Raw genomic sequence first — 1,121 nt, forward strand, 5'->3', positions numbered from 1 at the left:
GCGATGGTCGCGGTCTGCACGCCGGTGGCAAGGTCGATCGCGTTCAGCACGTCGGCAACCGTGCCGGCCTGCAGATAGACGGTCGAATTGCCGTCGCCGTCGGTGACGACCGCACCGCTCGCGCCGTAGCCGCTGGCAACGGCCGGAGCACCGGCCGAGCCCGGGGTCGGCGCGTTCTTGAAGGTGATGACCTTGCCGTTGACGTTCAGCGTCGAACCGTCGGTGATCGTCGCACCCAGCGAGGCTGCGCTGGTCGTGCGGTTGACGTTGACGGTGGCATTGCCGCCGCCGACCGACGAGGACACACCGAGCGCCTTGAGCAGGTCGGCGCGTCCGGTCACGGACAGATCAGCACCCGTGGAGCTCCTCAGCGTGACGGCGCCCGCAGCGACGCTCGAGGCAGTCTGGCTGACGCTGGTCGCGATCGTCGCAGCACCGGCGCTGATGGCAGCCGTCTTGACGCCGCTGGCGAGGTCGACCGCGGTCAGCAGGTCGCTGACGGTCGCAGCCGGCGCAGCCGTGGTGCCGAGATAGACGGTGGTGTTGCCGCTGCCGTCGGTGACGAGGTTGCCGCTGACGCCCGAGCCGGTCGGAACCGCGGTGCTCGCCGGGGCAGAACCCGCGCGGAAGGTGATGGTCTTGCCGTTGACCGTCAGCGTGTCGCCGTCAGCGGGCTGGGCGTTGCCGACCAGGCCGGTCGCCGTCGCCGCACCGTTCGCGATCAGGGTGATCGCACCGGTCAGCGCGGTGGTGCCGTCGCCGGCCGTCGCCGCCGCACCGGTCAGGGTGCCGATGGTGGCGCCGAGCGTCGTGGTGCCGCTCGCGGCCGTCGTACCGCCGGCGGTGCCGTTGTAGAGCACGTTGCTGCTCGCGGTCGCGCTGGCATAGGACGTCGTGCCGCGCAGGTCGGCCGCCGTCGCACCTGCGATCGTGGTGGAGACGTTGGATTTGGTGGAGTAGCCGACCGTGGTCTGCAGCGCCTGGTTGGCGATCGACTTGGCAGAGTCGATCAGCTTCTGCAGCGAGGTCAGGCCGGTGTTGGCGGCCTGCAGCACCTGCACGCCGTTGGCGATGCCGTCGAGCAGATTGTTGATGTCGCTGGCGCGGTTGTCGAGCGACTG

Annotated in this window: 1 protein-coding gene; it reads right to left on the reverse strand. The window is 70.1% G+C overall.

Annotated elements, in window-relative coordinates; all coding sequences use genetic code 11:
* Positions 1-1,121, reverse strand: a 1,121-nt coding sequence (locus I6F12_RS36985) for a DUF1522 domain-containing protein (RefSeq protein ID WP_225158543.1), incomplete at both ends; no start/stop codon positions are given.

The sequence above is a fragment of the Bradyrhizobium sp. IC4059 genome (assembly GCF_020193615.1).
In the GTDB taxonomy this organism is placed as follows: Bacteria; Pseudomonadota; Alphaproteobacteria; order Rhizobiales; family Xanthobacteraceae; genus Bradyrhizobium; species Bradyrhizobium yuanmingense.